Origin of the sequence: Haladaptatus caseinilyticus (assembly GCF_026248685.1) — an archaeon.
Taxonomy (GTDB): domain Archaea; phylum Halobacteriota; class Halobacteria; order Halobacteriales; family Haladaptataceae; genus Haladaptatus; species Haladaptatus caseinilyticus.
Genome location: NZ_CP111042.1, coordinates 1 through 21,480 on the forward strand (window position 1 = coordinate 1; position 21,480 = coordinate 21,480).

Below are 21,480 nucleotides of genomic sequence, written 5' to 3' on the forward strand. Positions count from 1 at the left end.
CATCCTCTAAACAGCCGATAAAACCCTTATGGCGTGGAATTCGAACGATGTTTACGATTCGTACGGATCGTAGAGTCCGCTGTAATCGGTTCGTATCTTATCCTCTGAACCGACGACAGCGCACTCCGTACTGTGAGCCTCGCACGGTGTTTGGGATTTGTTCGATTTTTACGAATCGTACGATTCGTATGCATCGTACGATTCGCACAGTTCGCACGTAACGTTTATACAATCACAATAGAATGGTTGAAGCAGAGGCACTCGCGAGGTTTACGAACTTCGAGATTTGAAGGATGTATGCGATTCTTACGATTCGCACGAATCTCACGATTCGTAACATTCGCAGAGTACAAGAGGATCAATCATGGCAAAGGAACACAACAGCGGAGAACCGCGCGCCGTTTCTGTCGGCGTGCTCAAAGGCGGGTTCGGAAAGACTACGACGGCAATTAACCTTGCCCGTGAGTTAGCTCATCGAAACGGCTCAGCTCTCGTTGTCGACCTCGACGACAACGGCCACATGAGTCAGAATCTCGGATTCACGGGTCAGTATAGTGCCGAAGAGAATCACGCCGAAGCCGTTCTCATCAACGGTGAGGATCCAACACAATACATTCAACCAGTAAGCCACGGACTCGATATTTTCCCCGCTCATGTACAACTCGAAGACGTTCAGAGTGGCTTGAAGGAAGCGACAATGGGCACGACACGGCTCAAGGAAAATCTCATCAGTCCGCTACTTGGTGAGGAGTACGAGTACATTGTAGTCGACTGTCCTGCAAATCGCGGAAAGTTGAACGACAACGCCATGTATGCAACAGGGAATATCATCATCCCCCTTCGTGCAGAGAGCGGATATGAAAGCGGACTGTCCAGTACCGTGCAACGGCTTGTACAAGAAGCACGGCAGTACTTCGAGTTAAACATTCTTGCGATCACACCCACGGACTTACAAGATCGTATCGACCAACATACCCGCGACCGATCGCTCCTCAGGGAGATCAACAATCGGGATGGCGTATCGAAGCTCGTGCCAAACTATGCGCGAGTGACCGACGATGAGTGGGACGCAATTGACAACGGAAATCAAAACGGGTATTTGCCCGGGATTCGGCATCGGGCGGCGATCGACCGTGCGCATGATGAAGGAGTTCCTCTTCGGGACTACGATGAGACCTGCGACCAGCTCGAAGCCTACGATGAACTCGCTCAAATTGTTGAGCGGGGGGAGGTAGTACACGAATGACGGCGTTTGACGATCTTGAAAACGCAATCAACGGGGAAGCAGCGAAGACACCAACTTCGGACAGTTCGTCCGATTCGAGCGAGTCTAGCGAATCGCAAACATCGACCGAATCGAACGAGCCGCACGAATCGCAGACATCGGAAGAACCAAAAGATCCACGAAAAACGCCTGCATTCGAATTTTCCCCAGATCTGCGACGGAGTATCTATGCACGCGAAGAATCGTGGCAGGAGTTCGAAGATGCACGTGATCTCGAGATGACGCGAGAGTTACGAGACGCAGGCGTTCGAAATCACGAGAGTCGTGAGGTTCATGACGCAATGGTTCGGTTAGCGGCGGACAATCCCGAAAAGATGACACGGTTGATCCTTGACGCACGCGGTGTCGACGAAGACAGTAGCTAGGGGAGTCCTTCAGCACATTCTAAAAGGTCATCCTCGGTCTGCCAGATACACAGGCGGCCTGCATCATTTAGCATATCGAAAATTGCAGTCTGCATCCCACTGTATGGCTTCTCGAGATCGACGTTCGTATCGACTGTCTCGGAATCCAGAGTGGAATATTCACGCTTGAAAACTCGAGTCTTCGTAAAATAAGACCCCAGAGCAGTGAAGTATCCCTGTTCAACAAGAAAACCACCACGGTCGTGCTCGGTTATCCCGGCAATATAGTCAGTATAGTCCGCTAGAAGGCGGAATTTGACATAGGTGTTGACCCATTCACTCCGGATATCCACCATGAGAAATGCATAGGTATCGCTCCGCCGGTTGAGACGATCCTTGACCAACTGAAGTCGGTATATTTCCGGGCGACCGTAACTACCGAGAACGAAGTAGGAAGACTCGTTTGTAAAAATCGGCGAGAGCTCTGCAATACTATGTTTGAGGTCTTCGTATTCCTGCGGAGTGAGCGAAGTGTCGTGCAGATGCTCCTCGGCTTTCTCTGCCAATTCCTCGATAGTCGGCTCCTTTGTGCTCATTGTCTCCGTACTCACAATCGCTGAGTATCAATACATCGACTTCATCAGGGACTGCATCGTAATGAACCGATTCGTATTTCGACGAAACGCTTTTGCACGCACTACTCGAAGACACTAGTATGAGTACGTCTGGTCACACGTCATCCAACCTCGACAACGTTCGAAAACGGTTGAACGTTGTCACCCAAGAAACGCGGTTCTCGCTCATCCAAGACATCCTCGGACACCCATCCCAGCTTCCAACGCTGAAAGAACTGGACTACGTGAATCCAAGCAAGAGCCAGACGACGATCCGTCAGCACCTCCAGCAACTCGTTGATGTGGGAATCGTCGAAGAGGTGTTCCTCCCTGACAAGCAACGACAGAACGATCTCCCATACAAGTTCTACGGAATCAGTAACGAGGGACGAACGTTTCTCGGCGAACACGGGTTACTACGTGCCGAAGAAACGTTGCAGACGGTATATACTCGCGTAGAGAAGTCCGACGCGATTGAACGGTATCAAACTGCTCCTCGTCCTGAGCGTTGATCGTCTTCTAGTGAGGTTTCGAAGCCATACGACGCATTGTAGCCGAAAATCGTATGACTGAAAAGTACCTGGAAGCAGTAGTTACAGGAAAAAGTTAGCGTCCCACGAGGCCAACAATCTGCTGGCGCATTTGGGTGTCAATCGGGATTCGAGAACACTGATCACCAAGTCCAATCGACTGAAGAAGAAGGCTTGCTTCATCCAACAGAGAGAGCGTTAGATACGTTCCTTCACGGTAACCATCACTCGTTCGGGTCATTCGAGAGATGAATGACAGTCTGAACTTCCGAACGACGTTGGGCACAGTCGATAATTGCCCGACCGATTCGGGTATCATTCTCTGCACCACGTTCTTCGACCTCCCGACTCACATATCGGGTGACAAGCGTCTTTCCGGAACCAGACTTGGTAAGAAGGAGAGTTCCTTTTCTAGATCCTCCCGTGATTGTCGGTTTGAGTCGCCGAGCGACAGTGTCAATCTGGTTGTTTCGACCGACGATTTTGTCATGCTCGAGGATGTGGTCGATACGAAGTAAATCTTCGTTGGCGAAAATAGGATCATCCTCGTCAAGCACGGAAAGAGGAGCATCGCGAGCCTGAGAGCGAGAATGGGCAACAGCCCCATGCTCGCCGAGTGTTTTCACCTGTGCTGTGCCAGAATCCATACACCGGATTTCAAATGAATTCAGGCACGATTCAGGCGGGAACAGAGCGAAGGAGAACAAGAAAAACACAATTAAACGGCCGTTTAACGAGCGGTAGAAGCGTAATGCCGTGGTTATCATTTGAAATCCGGTGTCAATTGGTGGGACACAACCGATCAGACGAATATTTATTATCAAACAGTGGTTCAGTGTTTAATATATAAATAAAGCTGTCGTAAACGTTAGTTCCATTTCAGAGTGGTTGTATCATTAAGAATTTGGATTCTTGCACGTTACTAATACTACTACTATCTCACCTTAATGGTAAAATATATACACATAACAACGCGACTTTCAGTGCTGTTTTCCAATTGAATTCAATTACCGGGGATTCAAAGAATACTCGTTTGTAAGAAGACGCCCTATGCGGGTGATTCTGAAACTTGAGACGAAGACAGACACACCATGGTCGCGGATGTAAGCAACGAAAACGCGTGTGCTGTCGTTCAAATTAGAAGGTCACACACCACCATCGCGAATGTAACGCCCAATGAACCAGGGGTCAACTGAGGATGTTCATTGGTGTCCCATATCTTATTAGAAACTTACTTGTAGCATAGGACCGTAAAGTCCACTAAGTTAATTCTAATTAGTTCAAAGAGTGGTCGCTTATTCGACCACTCTCGTTTTCCTCATCTGCCGAATTACGTGAGCTTGGGTAATCGTCTACCCCTTTGCTATACTCGTTACATCCGCGACGGTGGTGTGTGTGATTACACGTCTTCTCACGACTTTAGTAATTCATCAACAGATCGTGTGAGCCCCCTATCTCAGATATTTCTTGTATTTACATACGCGACACTGGTGTCTGACGCTGCAATCTGATATCGCCTTTCAGTATTTCATCCGCGATGCCACCCTATTCCGACAGTAAGCCCAAATATCGATCTCGAAAGCTATGTGTAGTGATTCTCCCCGAATTACATCCGCGGCTCCCCTCCCTTTATTACGTATGAGAAATATGTAATAGTCAATCGTATGGTGTCCGATGAGTCTGACGATCGTGATCCACTCTTTCGGTACGATGATCCGGTCTTCGCCCGAGAAGAACTCTTGAAAATTAAGCATATCCCTGGATCAGATCGAATCGTTGGTCGGGATGAGCATATGAAACAAGTCGCTGAAGCCCTCAATCCTGCAATTTTCGGCCGTGAACCGACTCACCTCCTCATTTTCGGCGAAACAGGCACAGGAAAGAGTTTGATTTCGCGAAGTGTGACAGAGCGTGTTATCAAAGAAGCTAAGCGAGACGACATTACGGTAAAAGCTGCCTATGTTGATTGTGGCGAACAAAATACCGAAGCTGGTGTCGTTAAGACCATTGGTCGTGAACTGAACAATCCGACTCAGAGCGGTATTACTATTCCAGAACGGGGGCTTGCGACTGGTGATTATTATCGACGTTTATGGGATGTTCTCGATATGTGTTGTGACGTTGCAATTCTTATCCTTGATGAAATCGACCTTCTGGAGGACGATGAAGTCCTTCGGAAGCTATCTCGTGCGGGTGAAAATCAGCAAATCTCCGACTCGAATATCGGTATCATCGGTATCTCCAACAAAATCAATTTTGCTGATGAACTCGGAGAACGCGTCAAATCCAGCTTCGCACGTGATGAATTGGTTTTCCCTGCCTATGACGCAACCCAACTCGTTGATATCCTTCAAAACCGTCGTGATGCCTTTCGTGAGAATGTCCTCGAAGGCGACGTTATCCCACTTACTGCGGCCCTTGCGGCTCAAGAACACGGTGATGCCCGCAAGGCAATTGATATTCTTCGAAACGCTGGGCGCATCGCTGCTCAATCGGATACTATTCCGGTAACTGATGAGCACGTTCGCCAGGCAAAGAAAAAAACGGAAGCCGACCGATTTGCCGAGTTAATTGCTGGAGCCCCAACGCAAGCAAAGACAATCCTGTTGGCACTCACCAACCTTACCGAGTCTAAACAAGCCGATGAGTTTTCTACGAAGGAAATTTATCGACGGTATCAACAAATAGCACGGGGAACAGGTCTCGATATGCTCTCTGAACGTCGTACCCAGGAGATTTTGAAAGAACACGATTTCTTGAACGTGATTCAGTCGGAGCGCCGAGGTCGAGGGCGTGGTCAAGGGGTTCATGCAAAGCATCGTCTCCTTGAGGAACCCGATATCGTCAAATCCGTACTCGAACAAGATTCTCGCATTAGCGATTTTCTCTCGTCGACTGATAACGATTAATCTGCACTTCTTGAGTGACTCTTTTTCACTCTGTTCTTTGCGTTCCACTCGTTCAATGCGCTCTTTGAACTCTTTCCTTCCTTTGGTTTTTATTCTCAGTAAAGTCAGTGTCTGACATCTTGCTTTTGAATCCACACGAGCGGATTAACCGATTATATCGCTTATCGTGCTACGAGATTAGCTCTTGCAGACGCTAATCTCCATCCTCGACGCGCTTCGTGCGTGTGATAGGGTAGGTTACAATCCATCCCCTGCTTTCTCTTATTTCCATGCGTTCCACTCCTTCCTTGCGTTCTTTGAATTTACCAAAATCGCAATTTCACTAATTATCTGGCTCAGTGTCGACTTCTGGTTCCTGATCGACAAATATCTCCACTTTCAGACTTGCTCACGCCGAATCGTCGCCATATCTGCTGCCACTCGTTTGGATCCTTCTGCCGCAATCACAAGGATATTCGGCGCTGGCGTACAGGGCGCTCGATCTCCGACGTGAAATCCAGCATCTGCAGCACCCGGCAGTTGCACTTGATACCCATTCCCCGCTATCTGGAGAGAAGCGTTTGCAACTCGGTGGATCGAGACAGTGTCGAGGGCGGCGGAGGTCGCGAGTTCGACCATATTCTCATTAGTGATGCGGTCGATGTCGACGACAAGAAGGAGACCGTCGAATGCAAACACGCGGATGTTGGCACGACGGGTGGTCTCCTCGTCATTCTCTTCGACGATTTTAGCGGCTCGGGCTGGTTTTGTGACCTGGAGAGCGAGACCATCGCCGGAGCGTTTGATTTTGTTCGCCATTGAGCGTTAGTATGCTATACTAACCTAAGAAGATTCGCCTCACCTCTTGAGGTTCAGTTCTGTTTCACTCCATACTGGATATAAACTGACTTCAGTTCGTATATACCAGATGTAAATGCAGCTCGTGTACCCCACGGACGGCATCGGATCTTGCACTCTTTCCAAACCCATACGTCCATGCCGTTTTTCTCCCAATGTGTCATGGTACTCTCTTCAGTAAGAGGCAACATCTCCTCCAAGGGTTTACGTGGCGAGTGCGCGAATTGGTGAGTACCAATGGTTGGACAGGGAGGATCACCACTCTCACCCCTTGCGCAAGACGCCCTTGATGCGCTTGCGGCAGCACTGCCGGAGGAGGGAGAATTCACGTACGAGCAAGCGTATACTGTTCTAGCTGAGAACGAAGAGCTTGGGCGGCCTGCAGCCGAGGATATCATCGAACGGCTGTACAATAAGGGTCATCTCTATGAAGTTGAGGGAAAGCTTCGACTCACTGATTATGGATCTACACAGTAACGAGCGTGCTACTACCCAGCGCTCACGAATTGGTATCCGTTCGTTGTAAAGAGGGATGTGGCGGGGCAAAGACGGACCAGGAGTGATGGCGCCAGATCCGGAACTTGTCAGAGCGGCCTCGCCACATGCTAGACAATATCTGCCACAATTAAATGCTTTGTGGTGGATAAAACCTAAAAATTTGATAACAAAATATTATCTATTGTTGCTGGATCGGCACCATCATGAACACGATACTCACTATGATCAGATTGCGTTCGTGTCCTTACGTGGTTCGGATGCTAGTGCCTTAACGAAGTACTTCAGTCGATGCTAGTGACTCGACTTGTTATCAGATGCTTGCATCGATTGAATCTTGAGGATGACAATGTTGTTTGTTGTATCCGTGCTCTCGAGTTCACCTTCGATTTCTAGGTTCGAGAGCGGGGTCGGTCCAACACGAATTAAATCACCAGTGTGGAAATCGCTCAAAGACCCTTGAATATGAACCTCTGCACGGCAGCGCTCTGGGTGATGCACACTACTCAGCGAAATCTGATTAACAGTTGCGTTCTCGACAGGCTCGTCGTTGTGGACTAGTGGTACCTCCGCAGCTTCATCCAGTGTCTGGATATCAAGAACATTAAAGGCGGTTGCTGTGGGTTTGTACCCACCCTTCGGCCCAGGCACTCCTTCGACGAGCTGGAGGGCCTTGAGGCTCTGCATCTGATTCCGAATCGTCCCTGGGTTGCGGTCGATGTCGTCTGCAATCTCTTCACCCTTCACTGCGCTTTCGGACTCGCCGTGGAGATTTACGAGTGCAGTGAGAATCTTCTTCTGACTTGCTGTCAGCTCGATCGATGACATACTGAACGATCTAATCTTCCAGCGGTTAAATCCAGCCACTTTAAATAAATATAATGATCGTTGCTGATGTCCTTCTCTTACTAACCTCTTTACACGATTGCGAATGTATTGCGCTATTTTCTATTCACATCCCTCGCTTTGTGAGGGTAATGCAGTATGAACAAAGTTAGTATGATATAATAACTAACTGTGATTCGATGGTCAATCTCCGACCGCCTGTCTGTCTGAAACCGAGCTTTCGAGAAATCCAAATCGGAAACGGATAAGACGTATTAAGTTCACTTGCCGCTTAGACATTTCAGATTGTGGTTGACTATTGACTACTGTGTATTCGTGTCCCTTTCGGACGTGATGTGGATCTGGCCATACTACTCTCCAGGTAGGTCGTCTAGGATTGGTAGCTGAAGTTTCGCATTCGCGTCAAGATCCGGCCTTGCTGGTTGGGACTAGAACGTTCAGAGTTGTCTTCTGCCACCGCCATTATCGCTGAATTAAGGGTGAAAACATGGATTGGCGTGAGTCGCGCTAAGGTATTAGCGAAGATAAACAGTCTAATACTATGAGCCTAATTGCGTAGACTGTCGGGATTTACCTTGGTTCATCGCCGCTCCCCGACAAAGCTCGTGATGGTTTGACTGCCATTTCACGTAGTTCCCATTCCCCCCTTTGCAAACGAGAGGTGTATTAAATATCGATACTATTGCCGCCATCAAAATAGCCATGACCTTTGGTACCATGAGATGCACTGTCGAGTAGTGCAACGGAGATCATCACTCGACGAAAACGTGGTTTCGAAGAAATTCATCTAACTCTCCACGTTTTGTCACTCATTGTCGATCAGAGTCCAACGACAACGGCTTTCCCGACCCACTGGTACGGTTCTTCGGGCGATGGCTCCCCATAGATTCCATCCAACAATCTCGAATCATTGTCGTTCATCCATTCTGCTGAAGAAGACGAGATCGGTAGCTGGGTTATGCACGGCGAATGGGTGCGGACGATTATACCGTTGTAATAGAGTGGGATTCGCGAGAGTGATCCCCTCTGTTTCGCAGAAAACGACGCATTCCACCGTAACCCACCGATTACTACCACCATGTGTCACCTGCAACGCGGTGTGAATTTCGTGCGGTGGTGTGGTTCGAAAGGGGGTTCTACGAACCCTCGTGATTACAACGCTAAAATCAGCACCCTTCGTTTCTTCCCGCGTTGGTTTCGTCAACTCGCATCCACCCCGCGAGGTCGGGATGGGTGAACGTGACTTCGGTGTGATGCTCACCAACGCCCATCGCGTCGTCGATCGCAACGTTCGAGATGTCTTGTAGCTCACGCCCGGCACACGTTCAGCCATCTCCTCCATCACCCGATAGCCGTCGTCTGTGTACGCACAGCCGTAGTGAGTCACACGAAATTCACACTGTGGTCTGTTATCGCTCCACTCAGACTCTGAGATTGATTCTTATTCATTTGGGCTGAATTGGAGGAGCTCACCTGCATTTTTGTGGTACAATTGCTTATTACAGGGTCGATAGTAAGCCGAACTCTTATTGTGTTGGATGGGCAAAAGCAATAGCCATGTCACTCTCCACTGCTGTGCGGCGGTGGTTAACTGATGAGGATGTCCTCGTCTATGAGTGCCGTCATTGTGGAACGACACTAGAGGCCACCGACCAGCGGTGTCCAACCTGTGGATCGACCGAAAGCATCGAATTTGACGTTTCGTAGTCGAATTTCAGTACAATTCGTTCCAAACTGCTTACAGTAGTCAGATATAAAGTAATCTCGTAGACGCGTTCTTTGACGGAGCGATTAGTCTGCTTGGAGAGCGATTGTTTCATCTAGTACAGTATGAAACGGCAGCGTTTTCTATGAAATAGTAGTTACTCGAAGCGTGACTGATGCCAGTTGGTTTCGCGATGCAACAGAAATTGTACTGCCGATTGGCGTGCTGGATGAGTATCGTGACGAGCTTGAATGCCAATTCATGATTCCTGTGGTCAACAAGCAGGACACAACTCATCTGATTGGTAGTCCCGTCGTTATCCCCGAAGTACGTGACTGGCTCGTCTCGAAGAAGATCGTTGCTCCAAAATCTGAATGAGGATAGATGTCTTATTCTCCGTTTGCTTCTCAGTGCCTACGTGGACGTGAATCCAATCGTCCCGTGTGAAAGTAGATCGCTCGTTTCTGTTCGGGAAGCTGCGTGTTGGTCTCCACATCATGTTGGGTGGTACAGCGGCGGGGATACTCTGCGAAAAAGTCGAACGGAGTCCCCGGAAAGGGATCGTCCCACCGGAATTCCTGCTCAATCACGATTTGTTGGTCATACAGTTTCCCACAGAGGGGACACTAAACCGTGTGGTGTCGGTCTCGGCATAGCATAGTTTAGTCGGCTTTGGCAAGGATTGGTTTGATGGCGCTCGTCACCTCCTCAAATTGCATCATCGTCAATGAATCAGTCGTGAGATAGAGTCCACTCTCGTCAGCGATCACACGCACGAGATAGCCATTGTCGAAGTCTCTAAGTGTAAAGTTGTACTCACCCAGTTCAGACCAGTTGTACGTTCGTTGGTGGTCGAATCCTCTGCGCTCGGTTTCAACGAAGCCGAGTTTGTCTCCGCGTTCAAGTTCATCCCGGAGATACAAGTGTTCGGCTTCGTCTGGCGTGAAGTACGTTAGACTGCGCAGTTCGTCGCCAATCTGTGCCCGGCACGCCCGAACCAACTTCTCGGTAGTGGCATCAGCAAGCGTGCTCATGAGAGAGACTAGCCACGCGCGCTGGAAAATATGTTTTGGCAAGCCACTCTTCAATTACCATCTCAACGTGAGAACTCTCGCCTTCCAGAGTAGGGGAGAAGGCCAGGTAATTGCTTCTAATCGTCGGTAGAATGGAGCTCTGGCGGTGTTTCTGGAATCGTGTTCTGTGTATACCAATAGTGGGTAGCTGACAGCATCCCGAAAGCCGTTAGCACGCCGAGGATCGCTACAAACCAGGAAAGAACGGTCACTGGATAGAAATGCCCCCAGATCCCCATGAAAAGGAGTATACTCCCCAGTGTGAGTCCACAATAATAGCGGTTCCATGGAAGCATTGGCCTGGTGAACACATTCAGATAGTCGTCAAACACTCGTATGCGGCTTGTCGGCTGGATTTCTCCGGTTTCTGGGTTGTAGTCGATGATTCCAGCGTTGGCGAGTGCCGGAATGTGGGTCTGATACAGCGAAATATAGACCCGTTTTCGCTGTTCACTGAGGAGAGCTGTTGGTGTCGTATTGTATTCCCAGGCAGCGACGTGGTTGGTCACATCGGCAAAGTCGACACGACAATTTTCTCGTCGCAGATAGTGAACTGCATATCGTCGTCGCATGCTGTTCAATAACTCGAACACCTGATCCCGGGATAGTTCAGCTCGATTCATTGAATCGTTCAGCTGTTCAGTGACTGCCTTCATGTCTCCCTCCTTGGTGACCGATAATCGAGTACAACGAGACAGAGGCTATCATTCTATCAGGCTAGTTTCTCTTCTTCGGCTTTGTTATCTTGCTGCTGTTTCTGGTTAGCAGCTCTCTACAGTCACTGACCTTAGAGTAGAAATCTCTCCATTCTTGAGAGGGCGTTTGAACAGTAGTTTTAGTCAAAGCAACACCAGTTGATGAGGGCTTCGCCGATTGAAGGTACTCGATACCTACTCGAAGGAATTTCCTGTTTGAAATAATGGGCCGCCTACTTCCATTCAGGCATACGAATTAGTGTTAATTTGAGATTTTTCTGACTATTCTTCCTGATTTTGGTGGTATCATTCACATTCTCGTTTATAGACTCTCTCTATAGGATCTATGGTGGAGTCATGAAGTACTAGATGCCGGTTACAACATCCCAAAAGAGGATTTCACCAAATCGTTTTGTTGTGGATTGTGCTTTCTGTTGGAACACAAGCCAAAAAGCGTACGATATCACGCTGGGAACCAAGAACCTAGTAGAACACTGGAAGTGATTCAGATGGCTGGACGAATCAAACGCATCGCACAGGGGATCGACGGGATCACCAAAGCGGTCTGGGACGAATCGGGAGTGTTTATGAAAATCGTTATTTTGGTGATTCTGATAATGACAGCTGCTGCAATCCCCGTTATTCCGATTGCAATCATTGCCAGATACATCGCAAACCGGTAACCAGCTCCAGACAGTGGTGGTTTATCGCGAAGGAGGTGTCTGATAGACATCTGGCGAACTGGAACGAGATGTCGACAGAACGGTCTTGTAGACCTGTTGGAGGCGGTCCCCCATCTGCGACCGGCTTACCGCGCGCGCAGCGTGGCGCCCGTTTGATTTTCGAGGGGTGGCCAACACATCGACGAGCCCATTCACCAGCTCAGTGTCCGTCTCACAGACGACTGAAGGCGACACACCGGTGACGCGGTCACGGATATCGCCGACATCCACCGCAACGACTGGCAAATTGCAGGCGAGGGCCTCTTTCACCGAATTTGGCGACCCCTCCCACTGTGAGGTCAATAAGAGGACGTCGGCTGCGTTCATATACAACGGTATTCGTGCATGCGGCTCATCAAACACTGTGTGGAGGGTGATCGGCCGGTTAAGACAATCTTGTGCAGCGTCTACTACTCGTTTGGCGCGCGGATAATTTTTCACTGTATGTGAAGGTGAGTAGGGAAAGAGGACATGCAAATGGGTTGGATCCCAGCCAACAGCTGCTTGAGAATCGGGTTGTGGTATGGGCCGAAACTGCTTGATGTCGACGCCATGCGGGACAACATAGCAATCCTGGTCAAGTTCCGCTACCATTGCGGTGGACATGACAATGACGGCGTCACACCAGCGTGCACAGAGCTTACTAAGCCAGCCATAGGGACCGAATAGATCCGATCCCCATAGTGAGAGAACGACTGGGAGTTGTGATTGGGCGAGGGCGAACGGGGCTGTCAATCCATAGTTGGCGTGGAGGAGGTCGTATGACGCAGAAGACTCCCTGAGGACTCGGGGGAAATACCGTAGGTAATCTACTACTGATCGACTCCCGTCCGTGTTTTCGTGTGTATGGCTACCTGGTGGTGTGAGTGTTGTGCATTGGATTCCATTTTCCTCAAGAGTGCGAATTTGATGGCGGTAGAAGCTGTCGTTCGCACCAGTCACTAACTGCAAGACCTTCATTTGTAGACAGTGTCCTTTACCTTGCAGATGTGATCACCGGGTGACTCGGCCATAGTCGCCACACTTCGGTTGGACGTTTTGTTCTACCGCCCTTAGCACTGCTAGTGTGAGTATACTCCGAATCCCGTATTGTCTCTCTTCCCACCTTTCAGGTATATCGACACGCCGACGCTCTCCCTCCTCGACAGGAGGTGCAGGATTGTTAGGGGATTAGTTTGGTTGTGCACTCGAGCTAGCTGTTGCTGTCGACTTCGAGTTGAGTACTCCCGCACGGTGGGTGCCATTTTCTTGGATGAATCCGTCCGTAAGCTCTTCTTCTGGAACAGTCACTGTATAGGTGCCATTCTGTTCCTCGATGCGTTCGCTGAACAAGCAGAGTAATTCATCGGGAATCTCCTTGCTCTATTTCGGACGCTACAGTGGTATATGCGTGCCCGTCTGAGTGAACCACTTACTTCCGGGTCCTTGACGGGTGAGTAGTCGGGAGTTATCGAGGTGACCAGTATGCTCGGGTGTGGTCGTTCGTCGCTGTTGAGTAAGTAGTGTCTTGTCAGGATACTTAACAACCGAGTCTCTCCTTTGTCGTAGGCAGATTACCGAATATCTCGAGTGTTTCGTGGATGCCTATACGCCGCCCACCAAATGCTGTCTCGGTCTCGTCATCCTTAATCACATAATCGCCGTACCGCAATTTAGTCGATAATGGTTAGTTGAGCAAATCTAGATTCCGTTTATATTCCTTTTGCCAAAATCATTTAGCCACTTTGGGTTCTCGTTACTACATGAGTGCTCGGTAGCTTGGCTTTGGCCAGCTCACTGGTCGATATCATATCGTAGGACACCGAGCTACCGTGCACTCTTAGGAAAGAGAGGTGGTGAACTGATAATTCTCCACATTTCTCTCTTTCCCTCCTTCGTTGGCCAGCTCTGCGTCTGTTTTCATCGCCAGAAATGGGTTTCCAGAAACACCGGTCAATTTCGTCTCAACAGTTGGACGCAGAACTAGGCCCAAAGCTTCGACTATCTGATTGCTAGAGTGATAAGGCAGTCCTCTCACGATTCGTCTTTGGTGAGCCGGCTATCTGTTGTGTAATATTTCTCCGTTTCCTGAACAGTAATGAAGGGAATTGATATTTGATTAATATCATTTATGGCAACAAGAATTAAACCCGCGAAAGACGTAGGATAGCAATCACCATGATCGATGGTCTTGAGAAAGAAGTCGAGATGCTCACACGGCATCTCGACGTTATGCAGTTAGTAATTGAACACGAGCCGTTTGGCATTGTGAAAATATCGAATGAAACTGGGTATCCGCATCATAAGGTGCGCTACTCATTGCGAGTGCTTGAAGAAGAGAATTTAATTGAGCCGACCGATGAAGGGGCAATCACCACTGATCAGACAAGCAATTTCGTTGACGATCTCGAAAACAAAATTGACGATATTCAGGATACTCTTGAAGGAACGAAAATTGAGAAATAAGAAAAACCATCGGGAAAGTGTGACCATGAGTAGATTTCAACTTATAAATAGGATTACGACACTGTCGGTCTCGTCCGGATATTAATCCCCCTTTCGACCACAGCGAATAGCAACCGGACTCATCGTGCTTTCAGACATAAAAGGAGTTCAATCAAGGGATTAACTGCTTTACTGGTTCGGTCCCACCGAAATATCGTTGACCGGATTCACTCAATATCAAATTCTCCACCTTTTTGAGATGTTCCCATGCCGTTGTTGGATGAACGTCCATAGCTTCACCGAGGTCATCCATGGTGATGTCCGAATTGGACTCATAGTAACCCAATGAGTACGCAGTTTCAAATGCCTCCTGTTGACGAGATGTGAGCCGGGTCAATATTGCAGTTGAATTCATAGATGGATTATCTGAAATAGTTCCCATGTTAATGCACTTGCGCAAATCAAGGTCATTATCGAGCGTTCCAATTTTCTCGATTAGTTTATAGAGTGATTCTTTTTGTTCGATGTACACTCCCCAATGTTCGATACCCCGCTGAACACTAACGGTGCTGTCTCGGTAACAGCCATGCGATCCGAGGAGGTTTAGGATACTTGGATTGTCGCTGTTGTACTCAATCTCGCTCGTGAAATAAGCTTGTTGAGAATTCTCGTCAGAAATCCGTCGAAATGACTTAACGAACTCATGATCTCGGAAAATACTCTCGAATAGATCGATTTGTGTTTTTTCTCCTCGGAGACAGATGAGTCGCTTTGCGCGATGACCACTGATCTCAGCTTTTGATAGGTTCTGTACATTAACTTCTGGAACGTCTGCACTCGTATCGGAAATCGGGCATCCAAAGTGACGAATTGCTAGTAGTGCTTCCCACATGTATCTATATGTGCATTCATTTAATTATCACTCTTGTCCAGGTATCCCAATATATTGGGGTCAAAAGCTTTTCAATAATAATTGTAGTGTATACCCATGTCAGAAGTTGACAACCGGGATTTGGAAGGCCCTGAAATTGATAGACGAACAACACTGAAGTTACTCAGCGCAGCAGGGATGACTGGACTTGCTGGATGTACTGGTGGCGACGGTGACGAGTCCGGTGGCAGCTCAAAAAACGGTGCTGACAATTCCTCAGTGACAATGGGTGGCTCCATCGAGGCTGGCTTCCAGACGGATAATCTGGAATTTCTTGATCCGCACTATGTTGATAAGGGCGCGCAGATGCAAATTGTTTCCAACGTCTTTAGTGGATTATTGAAACTTGACAAAGATAGTAAAATGGTGGGGGATCTTGCGAAGGATTGGGAAATCCCCGATAAGAAAACCTACGTGTTTCAACTGCACGAGGGAGTCACGTTTCATAATGGAGATCCATTGAAAGCAGAGCAGGTGAAGTGGTCGCTTGATCGTCTCATGGCGGACGAGAAGTCCGAGCACCATGGGAAGGTTACAACCATAGAAAGTGTCGAGGCGACGGGTAGTCATGAGGTAACGATCAAAATGTCGGAGCCGACTGCACCGTTCTTGGCGTTTATGACCAACGTACCGGGGAGAGCAGGCTCAATCGTACACAAAAATGCGGAAGACGACCCGAAATCGTACAACAAGAAACCAATCGGAAGCGGCCCGTTCAAAGTAAAGTCGCGCAGTATGGGAGAATCCATCACGCTTTCCAAATTTGATGACTATTGGGAGACTGACGACAAAGGAGACCAGCTTCCGTATTTGGATGAAGTAAAGATTCGGCTCATTCCCGAACCATCGACAATGTGGTCAGCTATCACATCCGAAAGCATCCAACATTGTGCCCAAATCACAGGCCAGTTTGCAAAACAGGGAGAGAACATGAGCGCTCTCAATGTCCGAAAAACTAGTTCCGGCGACTGGTCGTGTATTGCACCGCTTGGTGCAGATCCTGCAAAATATTCTGAGAAGGCGAAGGTCGCAAGTGGCTATGATAAAATCACAACTAAATGGAAGGGCAAGGATATTCCAACGGCAAACAAGAAGGTTCGTCAAGCAATTGCGATGGCCATCGACCGGGACGAAATAGTAAAAAAAGCATACTTCGGGTATGCGACTCCCGCACATTCGATTTTCAATCCGACGATGTCAATCGCTTACGAAAAAGAACCGAAGACTGGCCAGTACCACGACCCAGAGAAGGCAAAGCGACTCTTGGATGAGGCTGGCTATACCGGTAATCCCCGGTTCTCATTCAAACTGCTTGGCATGCCCGAGTACAAACGCTGGATGACTATTATCCAACAGCAGCTTTCGGATGTTGGGATTAACGTCGAGCTCGATATCCAGCAGCCGTCGTCGTACTGGGATTCAATCTACCGCTATGATCATATGGTGACGACCTACGGTGGATCGACAGATATCGACCCCTATATGACCTGGTGGAAGCAGCTTGGGACTCCGGATCCCGAGACAAGTCTTGGGGTCTGGCAAAAGAGCATGATGTTTGATAAGAAATTCGATGATGCGCTTCTGAAATCGTTCAAGACGCCAAAACCAAAGAAGCGTAAACAACACATCCGCAAGGCCGAGGAAGTGTTCCTCGATCAAGCGATGTACACAATGACTGTGTTCATGCTCAAAGCGAAGATCGACGTTTCGAGTCTCAAAAACGTCGGTATTCAGGCCGGGATGAGCAACTTCCACCAGGCATATCTGGAGAAATAATGGTATCGACCATTTCTCTCGTTGTAATCCTCCCAGGAGGTGCCTAGCATGGGAATGCAGCGGTATCTCGCGAAGCGGATATTCCACGCTTTCGTCGTCATCTATGTCGTCGCGACGGTTGTGTTCGTCGCCGTTCGCTCGATTCCTGGTGACCCAGCCCGTCTGATGCTGGGTGGTGACGCCGATCCACAGGCGCTCGCAGCGGTTAGACAGGAACTCGGGCTCAATCAGCCAATATATGTCCAATATATACGGTGGCTTGGCGAACTCGTACAGGGTGATTTTGGTGAATCGATCCATACCCAACAGAGTGTTATCACGATGCTCGTTGACGTCGCAGAGCCGACGCTGTCAATTGCTCTACTTGGAATGTTGATTGCGATCTGTATTGCAGTACCCGCTGGTATCATCAGCGCCATCCACCGATACTCCACGGAAGACTATCTTGCGACGCTCATTTCCTTTTTCGGCATTAGCATGCCGGGATTTTGGATTGGAATCCTACTGATTCTGGGTATCGGGACTCGTTTTGAAGCCATTCCGTCATTCGGATACGTCCCACTCTCAGACGGAATTGTTCCGTGGTTTAAACACATCCTCCTTCCGGCAATTGCAGTTGGCCTGCCATATGGCGGGATTCTCATGCGCATGACCCGATCTTCGATGCTAGAAGTGCTAAATGAAGATTATATGCGAACGGCTCGAGCGAAAGGACTCTCTCCACGACTCGTGCTGTTCAAGCATGGATTCCAAAACGCGCTCATGCCAGTTGTCACAATCGCTGGAATTCTGTTGGCTGTTGTCCTCGGTGGTGTCGTCGCGGTCGAGATCGTCTTCGGCATTCAAGGACTTGGCCGGCTGCTCATTAGTTCAATCAACCGACGTGACTTCCCAGTGGTGCAGGGTACCGTTATTATCATCTCGTTTGTGTTTGTGTTCATGAATCTCATTGTCGACATGCTATACACAGTCATCAATCCCAAAATCAAGTACGGAGGTAGTGAATAATGATGTCGATACTTTCCATTGTCGGGCATGACTCCGATGGAGCAACGGTGTTCGGTATTCGAACAGACCTCATTGAACGCCTTGTAGACACTATCAAACGGGACTTCAAAGCAAAAATAGGGCTCACAATTGTCCTTACGTTCCTTGCCGCAGCGATTTTCGCGCCCGAACTCGCACCGTTCGACCCGATGGTACAGGAGTTCGAGATGCTTCAAGCACCCACACTTACTGGTGATCATCCGCTCGGGACGGATTCATACGGCAGAGATCTCTTATCAAGGATCATGTACGGCGCACGGATCAGTTTACTTGTCGGCATCGGTGCTGTCTCCGTTGGTGCATTTGCCGGTGTTACGATCGGCCTGATTGCTGGCTACTACGGAAATTGGATCGACGATGTATTGATGCGCATTATCGACGTTATGTGGGCTTTCCCGTGGTTGCTCATCGCGATCATGCTCGTCGCGATCTTTGGCCAGAGTCTCTGGAATGTTATTTTTGCAGTCGGGTTCGCATACATTGACGACTTCGCTCGAATCACACGTGGTGAAGTACTTTCGATTCGGGAAGAAGAGTACACGCTCGCCGCAAAAAGCGTCGGATTGGGTGACTTCCAGATCATCGCCGAAGAGGTGCTTCCGAATACCGTTGCACCACTTATCGTCCAATTTACCGTTCTAGTTGCTCGTGCGATGCTTGCAGAGGCGACACTCTCTTTCCTCGGGTTAGGTGTCAAGCCAACCACGCCGACTTGGGGAGCACTTCTCGGACAAGGTAGAAATTTCCTCACCCAGGCGTGGTGGATCTCCGTGATTCCCGGGTTGATGATCATGATTACCGTTCTTGGCATCAACCTCTTTGGTGACGCACTCAGGGACGCCTTTGACGTGAAAGATGATGGGGGTGCCTGATATGAACGATGAGCCATTACTAGAGGTTCGCAACCTTCGCACGAGTTTCGAAACTGAACGGGGAACTGTCGACGCTGTTGATGGGATTTCGTTCGAAATCTATCCTGGGGAAGTGTTCGGCATGGTTGGCGAGAGTGGGTCGGGAAAATCCGTCACAGCACTCTCGCTACTCCAGTTGCTTGATTCGAATAGCACCGTCGAGGCCGACGCCGTCCGGTTCAAGGGTGAAAACCTCCTTGCCAAATCCGATGCTGAGATGCAAGACGTTCGTAGCGGCGAGATCAGCATGATATTCCAGGATCCGTCGACGTCTCTTAATCCGGTAATGACGATTGGCGAGCAAATTGCCGAAGTCTATCGGCAGCACGCTAGTTCAGCTGAATCCGGTGGGTTCTGGCCAGAGATGAAACGAAAGTATGTGTCTGGCACCAGTACAGAGAGTGAATCATGGCAGCGTGCCATCAAATTGCTCGACACAGTTGGCATTCCTGATCCGGAAGTGCGTGCCACTGAATATCCCCATCAGCTTTCAGGCGGAATGCGTCAGCGCGTCGTTATCGCACAGGCACTCGCTGGCGACCCCGAGCTCATAATCGCGGACGAACCGACTACTGCACTTGACGTGAGCATCGAAGCGCAAATCCTAAACGAACTCGTCGATCTCAAGAACGACTACGATGTCTCAGTAATGCTCATCACCCACGATATGGGGGTTGTCAGAGAGACATGCGATCGTGTCGCGGTGATGTATGCCGGTGAACTAATGGAGCAGGCAATGGATGATGACCTCTTTGCAGAACCACACCACCCCTATACGCAGGGACTGTTGAGCTCTATCCCCCGAATTACGGACGACCGTGAATGGTTGGACGTTATCGAAGGAACTGTTCCGGATCTCATCGACAAGCCTGCGGGCTGTCCATTCCGAGACCGATGTGATCGAGCGTTCGAAATGTGTGACCACCCACTCGTTGGGTACGATGTAAATTCGGATATCAACTCCGAACCTAGCGGACACACAGCATATTGCCATCTACACAACGGTCACGTTGAAACCAACGCGGATGGCCACGCGGTTCACATCAATGAGGGTGCACGTGCGGAAGTTGAATCCAAACGAGTCGAGGTAAAGAGCGATGAAATGGCACGAGCAGATGGCGGTGATACCCAATGAGTTCAGAGACAACTCTGATAGATGAAGAAAAACGTGAACTACCAAAAAGTGAACCGTTGTTTCACGCAACAGGTGTGAAAAAACACTTTTCGACCGATACGGGGCTTATTGACCGCCTCATTGGTGATGATAAATCGGTGAAAGCGGTTGATGACGTCGATATCATGGTTGGATACGAAGAAACACTCGGCCTCGTCGGTGAGTCTGGTTGCGGCAAAACAACGCTAGGGCGGGTTCTGTCCCGACTTTATGAGCCAACGGACGGAACGCTTACGTTCGAGGGGAAAGATATAACCACTCTCGAAGGTAAAGCACTGAAAAATCTGCGGAAAAATATACAAGTAATCTTTCAAGACCCGCTGTCTTCACTCAACCCACGAAAGACTGTTGGTGAGATCGTCGAAAAGCCCCTCAAAGTACACGATATCGAAACAGAACAGGGAACACGTGCGCGTGTCGGTGAATTGTTCAAAGAAGTTGGTCTTCGAAAATCTCACTTAGATCGCTATCCACACGAATTCTCCGGTGGTCAGCGCCAACGCGTTGGTATTGCACGTGCCCTTGCTGTTGAGCCCAAATTGATCATTGCAGACGAACCAGTTTCGGCATTGGACGTTTCTGTGCAAGCTCAAATCATTAATCTCTTGAAACGCCTACAAAAGGAGTACGGGCTCTCTTACCTCTTCATTGCTCATGATCTCTCTGTTGTCAAGCACATCTCCGATCGTGTCGCGGTGATGTATCTGGGCAATATCGTCGAAACGGGTCCAACAGCATACATTTACGATAATCCTCAGCATCCCTACACTCGGGCACTATTGAACTCGATTCCGAACATTGCGGGTGATGGGTCAGTGCGCGAAAATCCGCTATCGGGCACACCCCCAAGCCCCATCGATCCTCCTGAAGGTTGTCCGTTTCACACGCGCTGTCCAGAGTATATTGGAGGCGAATGCGATGGGTCGAAGCCTGAACTTCAGTCGGTAGCCCACGCAACTGGAACCATTGGGCAGACAATGGCACCCGAGGAGGAAATAGAGAGGATCGATGAAAGACAAGCCCATCTCGCCTCCTGTCACTGGTTAGAACACCCTGCAAACGAACGGCGTGCACAGGATCCATATGCTGATGAGAGCGGTAGGGATTGGAAATGAGTCGTAGTGAGGTGTCATTGATATGGTTGTTGAATATTTCGATGCTG

The 21,480-nt window shown here is 49.1% G+C and carries 20 protein-coding genes and 1 pseudogene; 13 read left to right on the forward strand and 8 right to left on the reverse strand.

Features of this window, described 5'->3' with window-relative positions; translation table 11 throughout:
* Nucleotides 1–364: 364 nt before the first annotated feature.
* Together OOF89_RS22510 and OOF89_RS22515 are read left to right on the forward strand one after the other, a co-directional pair.
* Entirely contained in the window at nucleotides 365–1,246 is an 882-nt protein-coding gene (locus OOF89_RS22510) for a ParA family protein (protein ID WP_266083192.1), read from the forward strand.
* Nucleotides 1,243–1,650 carry a hypothetical protein gene (locus OOF89_RS22515; protein ID WP_266083194.1) on the forward strand — a complete coding sequence of 136 codons (408 nt, stop codon included), beginning with the start codon at nucleotides 1,243–1,245 and terminating at the stop codon, nucleotides 1,648–1,650. The genes OOF89_RS22510 and OOF89_RS22515 overlap by 4 nt, the downstream gene beginning before the upstream one ends.
* Here the strand turns inward: OOF89_RS22515 and OOF89_RS22520 are convergent.
* Complete coding sequence (locus OOF89_RS22520) at nucleotides 1,647–2,225, reverse strand: hypothetical protein (RefSeq protein ID WP_266083195.1); 579 nt, start codon at nucleotides 2,223–2,225, stop codon at nucleotides 1,647–1,649. The genes OOF89_RS22515 and OOF89_RS22520 overlap by 4 nt on opposite strands.
* A 119-nt stretch (nucleotides 2,226–2,344) precedes the next feature.
* Between OOF89_RS22520 and OOF89_RS22525 the strand changes: the two genes are divergently transcribed.
* A complete protein-coding gene (locus tag OOF89_RS22525; RefSeq protein ID WP_266083197.1) occupies nucleotides 2,345–2,755 on the forward strand; it encodes a helix-turn-helix domain-containing protein in 411 nt (136 codons plus the stop codon).
* A gap of 245 nt (nucleotides 2,756–3,000) precedes the next feature.
* Here OOF89_RS22525 and OOF89_RS22530 read toward each other — a convergent pair.
* A pseudogene (locus OOF89_RS22530) lies at nucleotides 3,001–3,420 on the reverse strand (orc1/cdc6 family replication initiation protein); the annotation flags it as partial.
* Nucleotides 3,421–4,437: 1,017 nt separating this feature from the next.
* Between OOF89_RS22530 and OOF89_RS22535 the strand changes: the two are divergent.
* On the forward strand, nucleotides 4,438–5,682 hold the full coding sequence (locus OOF89_RS22535) for a Cdc6/Cdc18 family protein (protein WP_266083199.1): 1,245 nt from the start codon (nucleotides 4,438–4,440) through the stop codon (nucleotides 5,680–5,682).
* 378 nt (nucleotides 5,683–6,060) lie between these two features.
* Here OOF89_RS22535 and OOF89_RS22540 read toward each other — a convergent pair whose 3' ends face one another.
* On the reverse strand, nucleotides 6,061–6,480 hold the full coding sequence (locus OOF89_RS22540) for a hypothetical protein (protein ID WP_266083201.1): 420 nt from the start codon (nucleotides 6,478–6,480) through the stop codon (nucleotides 6,061–6,063).
* A gap of 276 nt (nucleotides 6,481–6,756) precedes the next feature.
* On the opposite strand from OOF89_RS22540, the gene OOF89_RS22545 reads away from it, so the two are divergent.
* On the forward strand, nucleotides 6,757–6,996 hold the full coding sequence (locus OOF89_RS22545; RefSeq protein ID WP_266083203.1) for a hypothetical protein: 240 nt from the start codon (nucleotides 6,757–6,759) through the stop codon (nucleotides 6,994–6,996).
* A gap of 312 nt (nucleotides 6,997–7,308) precedes the next feature.
* Here OOF89_RS22545 and OOF89_RS22550 read toward each other — a convergent pair whose 3' ends face one another.
* Nucleotides 7,309–7,842 carry an Rrf2 family transcriptional regulator gene (locus tag OOF89_RS22550; RefSeq protein ID WP_266083205.1) on the reverse strand — a complete coding sequence of 178 codons (534 nt, stop codon included), beginning with the start codon at nucleotides 7,840–7,842 and terminating at the stop codon, nucleotides 7,309–7,311.
* Between the two features lie 1,891 nt (nucleotides 7,843–9,733).
* On the opposite strand from OOF89_RS22550, the gene OOF89_RS22555 reads away from it, so the two are divergent.
* Nucleotides 9,734–9,943, forward strand: a complete 210-nt coding sequence (locus OOF89_RS22555; RefSeq protein ID WP_266083207.1) for a VNG_1110C family protein — start codon at nucleotides 9,734–9,736, stop codon at nucleotides 9,941–9,943.
* Between the two features lie 284 nt (nucleotides 9,944–10,227).
* Here OOF89_RS22555 and OOF89_RS22560 read toward each other — a convergent pair whose 3' ends face one another.
* Complete coding sequence (locus OOF89_RS22560) at nucleotides 10,228–10,599, reverse strand: DUF7522 family protein (RefSeq protein WP_266083209.1); 372 nt, start codon at nucleotides 10,597–10,599, stop codon at nucleotides 10,228–10,230.
* A 116-nt stretch (nucleotides 10,600–10,715) separates the two neighbouring features.
* Nucleotides 10,716–11,294: a DUF7344 domain-containing protein gene (locus OOF89_RS22565; protein WP_266083210.1), complete on the reverse strand. Its 579-nt coding sequence runs from the start codon at nucleotides 11,292–11,294 to the stop codon at nucleotides 10,716–10,718.
* A gap of 548 nt (nucleotides 11,295–11,842) precedes the next feature.
* On the opposite strand from OOF89_RS22565, the gene OOF89_RS22570 reads away from it, so the two are divergent.
* Nucleotides 11,843–12,016, forward strand: coding sequence for a hypothetical protein (locus OOF89_RS22570; RefSeq protein ID WP_266083212.1), 174 nt, complete (start codon nucleotides 11,843–11,845; stop codon nucleotides 12,014–12,016).
* A 21-nt stretch (nucleotides 12,017–12,037) separates the two neighbouring features.
* Here OOF89_RS22570 and OOF89_RS22575 read toward each other — a convergent pair whose 3' ends face one another.
* Nucleotides 12,038–13,015, reverse strand: coding sequence for a glycosyltransferase (locus OOF89_RS22575; protein WP_266083213.1), 978 nt, complete (start codon nucleotides 13,013–13,015; stop codon nucleotides 12,038–12,040).
* Between the two features lie 1,197 nt (nucleotides 13,016–14,212).
* On the opposite strand from OOF89_RS22575, the gene OOF89_RS22580 reads away from it, so the two are divergent.
* Nucleotides 14,213–14,500, forward strand: a complete 288-nt coding sequence (locus OOF89_RS22580) for a hypothetical protein (RefSeq protein WP_266083214.1) — start codon at nucleotides 14,213–14,215, stop codon at nucleotides 14,498–14,500.
* Nucleotides 14,501–14,651: 151 nt separating this feature from the next.
* Here OOF89_RS22580 and OOF89_RS22585 read toward each other — a convergent pair whose 3' ends face one another.
* Complete coding sequence (locus OOF89_RS22585; protein WP_266083215.1) at nucleotides 14,652–15,371, reverse strand: helix-turn-helix domain-containing protein; 720 nt, start codon at nucleotides 15,369–15,371, stop codon at nucleotides 14,652–14,654.
* Nucleotides 15,372–15,467: 96 nt separating this feature from the next.
* Here OOF89_RS22585 and OOF89_RS22590 point away from each other — a divergent pair, with 96 nt between their 5' ends.
* From OOF89_RS22590 to OOF89_RS22610, 5 genes are read left to right on the forward strand one after another with little or no spacing between them, the layout of a single operon-like run.
* Nucleotides 15,468–17,186: an ABC transporter substrate-binding protein gene (locus OOF89_RS22590; protein ID WP_266083216.1), complete on the forward strand. Its 1,719-nt coding sequence runs from the start codon at nucleotides 15,468–15,470 to the stop codon at nucleotides 17,184–17,186.
* A gap of 48 nt (nucleotides 17,187–17,234) precedes the next feature.
* A complete protein-coding gene (locus OOF89_RS22595) occupies nucleotides 17,235–18,194 on the forward strand; it encodes an ABC transporter permease (protein WP_266083217.1) in 960 nt (319 codons plus the stop codon).
* Complete coding sequence (locus OOF89_RS22600) at nucleotides 18,194–19,105, forward strand: ABC transporter permease (protein WP_266083218.1); 912 nt, start codon at nucleotides 18,194–18,196, stop codon at nucleotides 19,103–19,105. The genes OOF89_RS22595 and OOF89_RS22600 overlap by 1 nt, the downstream gene beginning before the upstream one ends.
* Nucleotide 19,106: 1 nt before the next feature.
* Nucleotides 19,107–20,279: an ABC transporter ATP-binding protein gene (locus OOF89_RS22605; protein ID WP_266083219.1), complete on the forward strand. Its 1,173-nt coding sequence runs from the start codon at nucleotides 19,107–19,109 to the stop codon at nucleotides 20,277–20,279.
* Nucleotides 20,276–21,433 (forward strand): ABC transporter ATP-binding protein, encoded by a 1,158-nt coding sequence (locus OOF89_RS22610; protein WP_266083220.1) that lies wholly within the window; start codon nucleotides 20,276–20,278, stop codon nucleotides 21,431–21,433. The genes OOF89_RS22605 and OOF89_RS22610 overlap by 4 nt, the downstream gene beginning before the upstream one ends.
* Nucleotides 21,434–21,480 lie beyond the last annotated feature (47 nt).

Bases quoted from the DNA above. Each gene is read 5' to 3' on its own strand.
- OOF89_RS22510 (WP_266083192.1), top strand. From the start codon at position 365: ATGGCAAAGGAACACAACAGCGGAGAACCGCGCGCCGTTTCTGTCGGC.
- OOF89_RS22515 (WP_266083194.1), top strand. From the start codon at position 1,243: ATGACGGCGTTTGACGATCTTGAAAACGCAATCAACGGGGAAGCAGCG.
- OOF89_RS22520 (WP_266083195.1), bottom strand. From the start codon at position 2,225: ATGAGCACAAAGGAGCCGACTATCGAGGAATTGGCAGAGAAAGCCGAG.
- OOF89_RS22525 (WP_266083197.1), top strand. From the start codon at position 2,345: ATGAGTACGTCTGGTCACACGTCATCCAACCTCGACAACGTTCGAAAA.
- OOF89_RS22535 (WP_266083199.1), top strand. From the start codon at position 4,438: ATGGTGTCCGATGAGTCTGACGATCGTGATCCACTCTTTCGGTACGAT.
- OOF89_RS22540 (WP_266083201.1), bottom strand. From the start codon at position 6,480: ATGGCGAACAAAATCAAACGCTCCGGCGATGGTCTCGCTCTCCAGGTC.
- OOF89_RS22545 (WP_266083203.1), top strand. From the start codon at position 6,757: ATGGTTGGACAGGGAGGATCACCACTCTCACCCCTTGCGCAAGACGCC.
- OOF89_RS22550 (WP_266083205.1), bottom strand. From the start codon at position 7,842: ATGTCATCGATCGAGCTGACAGCAAGTCAGAAGAAGATTCTCACTGCA.
- OOF89_RS22560 (WP_266083209.1), bottom strand. From the start codon at position 10,599: ATGAGCACGCTTGCTGATGCCACTACCGAGAAGTTGGTTCGGGCGTGC.
- OOF89_RS22565 (WP_266083210.1), bottom strand. From the start codon at position 11,294: ATGAAGGCAGTCACTGAACAGCTGAACGATTCAATGAATCGAGCTGAA.
- OOF89_RS22570 (WP_266083212.1), top strand. From the start codon at position 11,843: ATGGCTGGACGAATCAAACGCATCGCACAGGGGATCGACGGGATCACC.
- OOF89_RS22575 (WP_266083213.1), bottom strand. From the start codon at position 13,015: ATGAAGGTCTTGCAGTTAGTGACTGGTGCGAACGACAGCTTCTACCGC.
- OOF89_RS22580 (WP_266083214.1), top strand. From the start codon at position 14,213: ATGATCGATGGTCTTGAGAAAGAAGTCGAGATGCTCACACGGCATCTC.
- OOF89_RS22585 (WP_266083215.1), bottom strand. From the start codon at position 15,371: ATGTGGGAAGCACTACTAGCAATTCGTCACTTTGGATGCCCGATTTCC.
- OOF89_RS22590 (WP_266083216.1), top strand. From the start codon at position 15,468: ATGTCAGAAGTTGACAACCGGGATTTGGAAGGCCCTGAAATTGATAGA.
- OOF89_RS22595 (WP_266083217.1), top strand. From the start codon at position 17,235: ATGGGAATGCAGCGGTATCTCGCGAAGCGGATATTCCACGCTTTCGTC.
- OOF89_RS22600 (WP_266083218.1), top strand. From the start codon at position 18,194: ATGATGTCGATACTTTCCATTGTCGGGCATGACTCCGATGGAGCAACG.
- OOF89_RS22605 (WP_266083219.1), top strand. From the start codon at position 19,107: ATGAACGATGAGCCATTACTAGAGGTTCGCAACCTTCGCACGAGTTTC.
- OOF89_RS22610 (WP_266083220.1), top strand. From the start codon at position 20,276: ATGAGTTCAGAGACAACTCTGATAGATGAAGAAAAACGTGAACTACCA.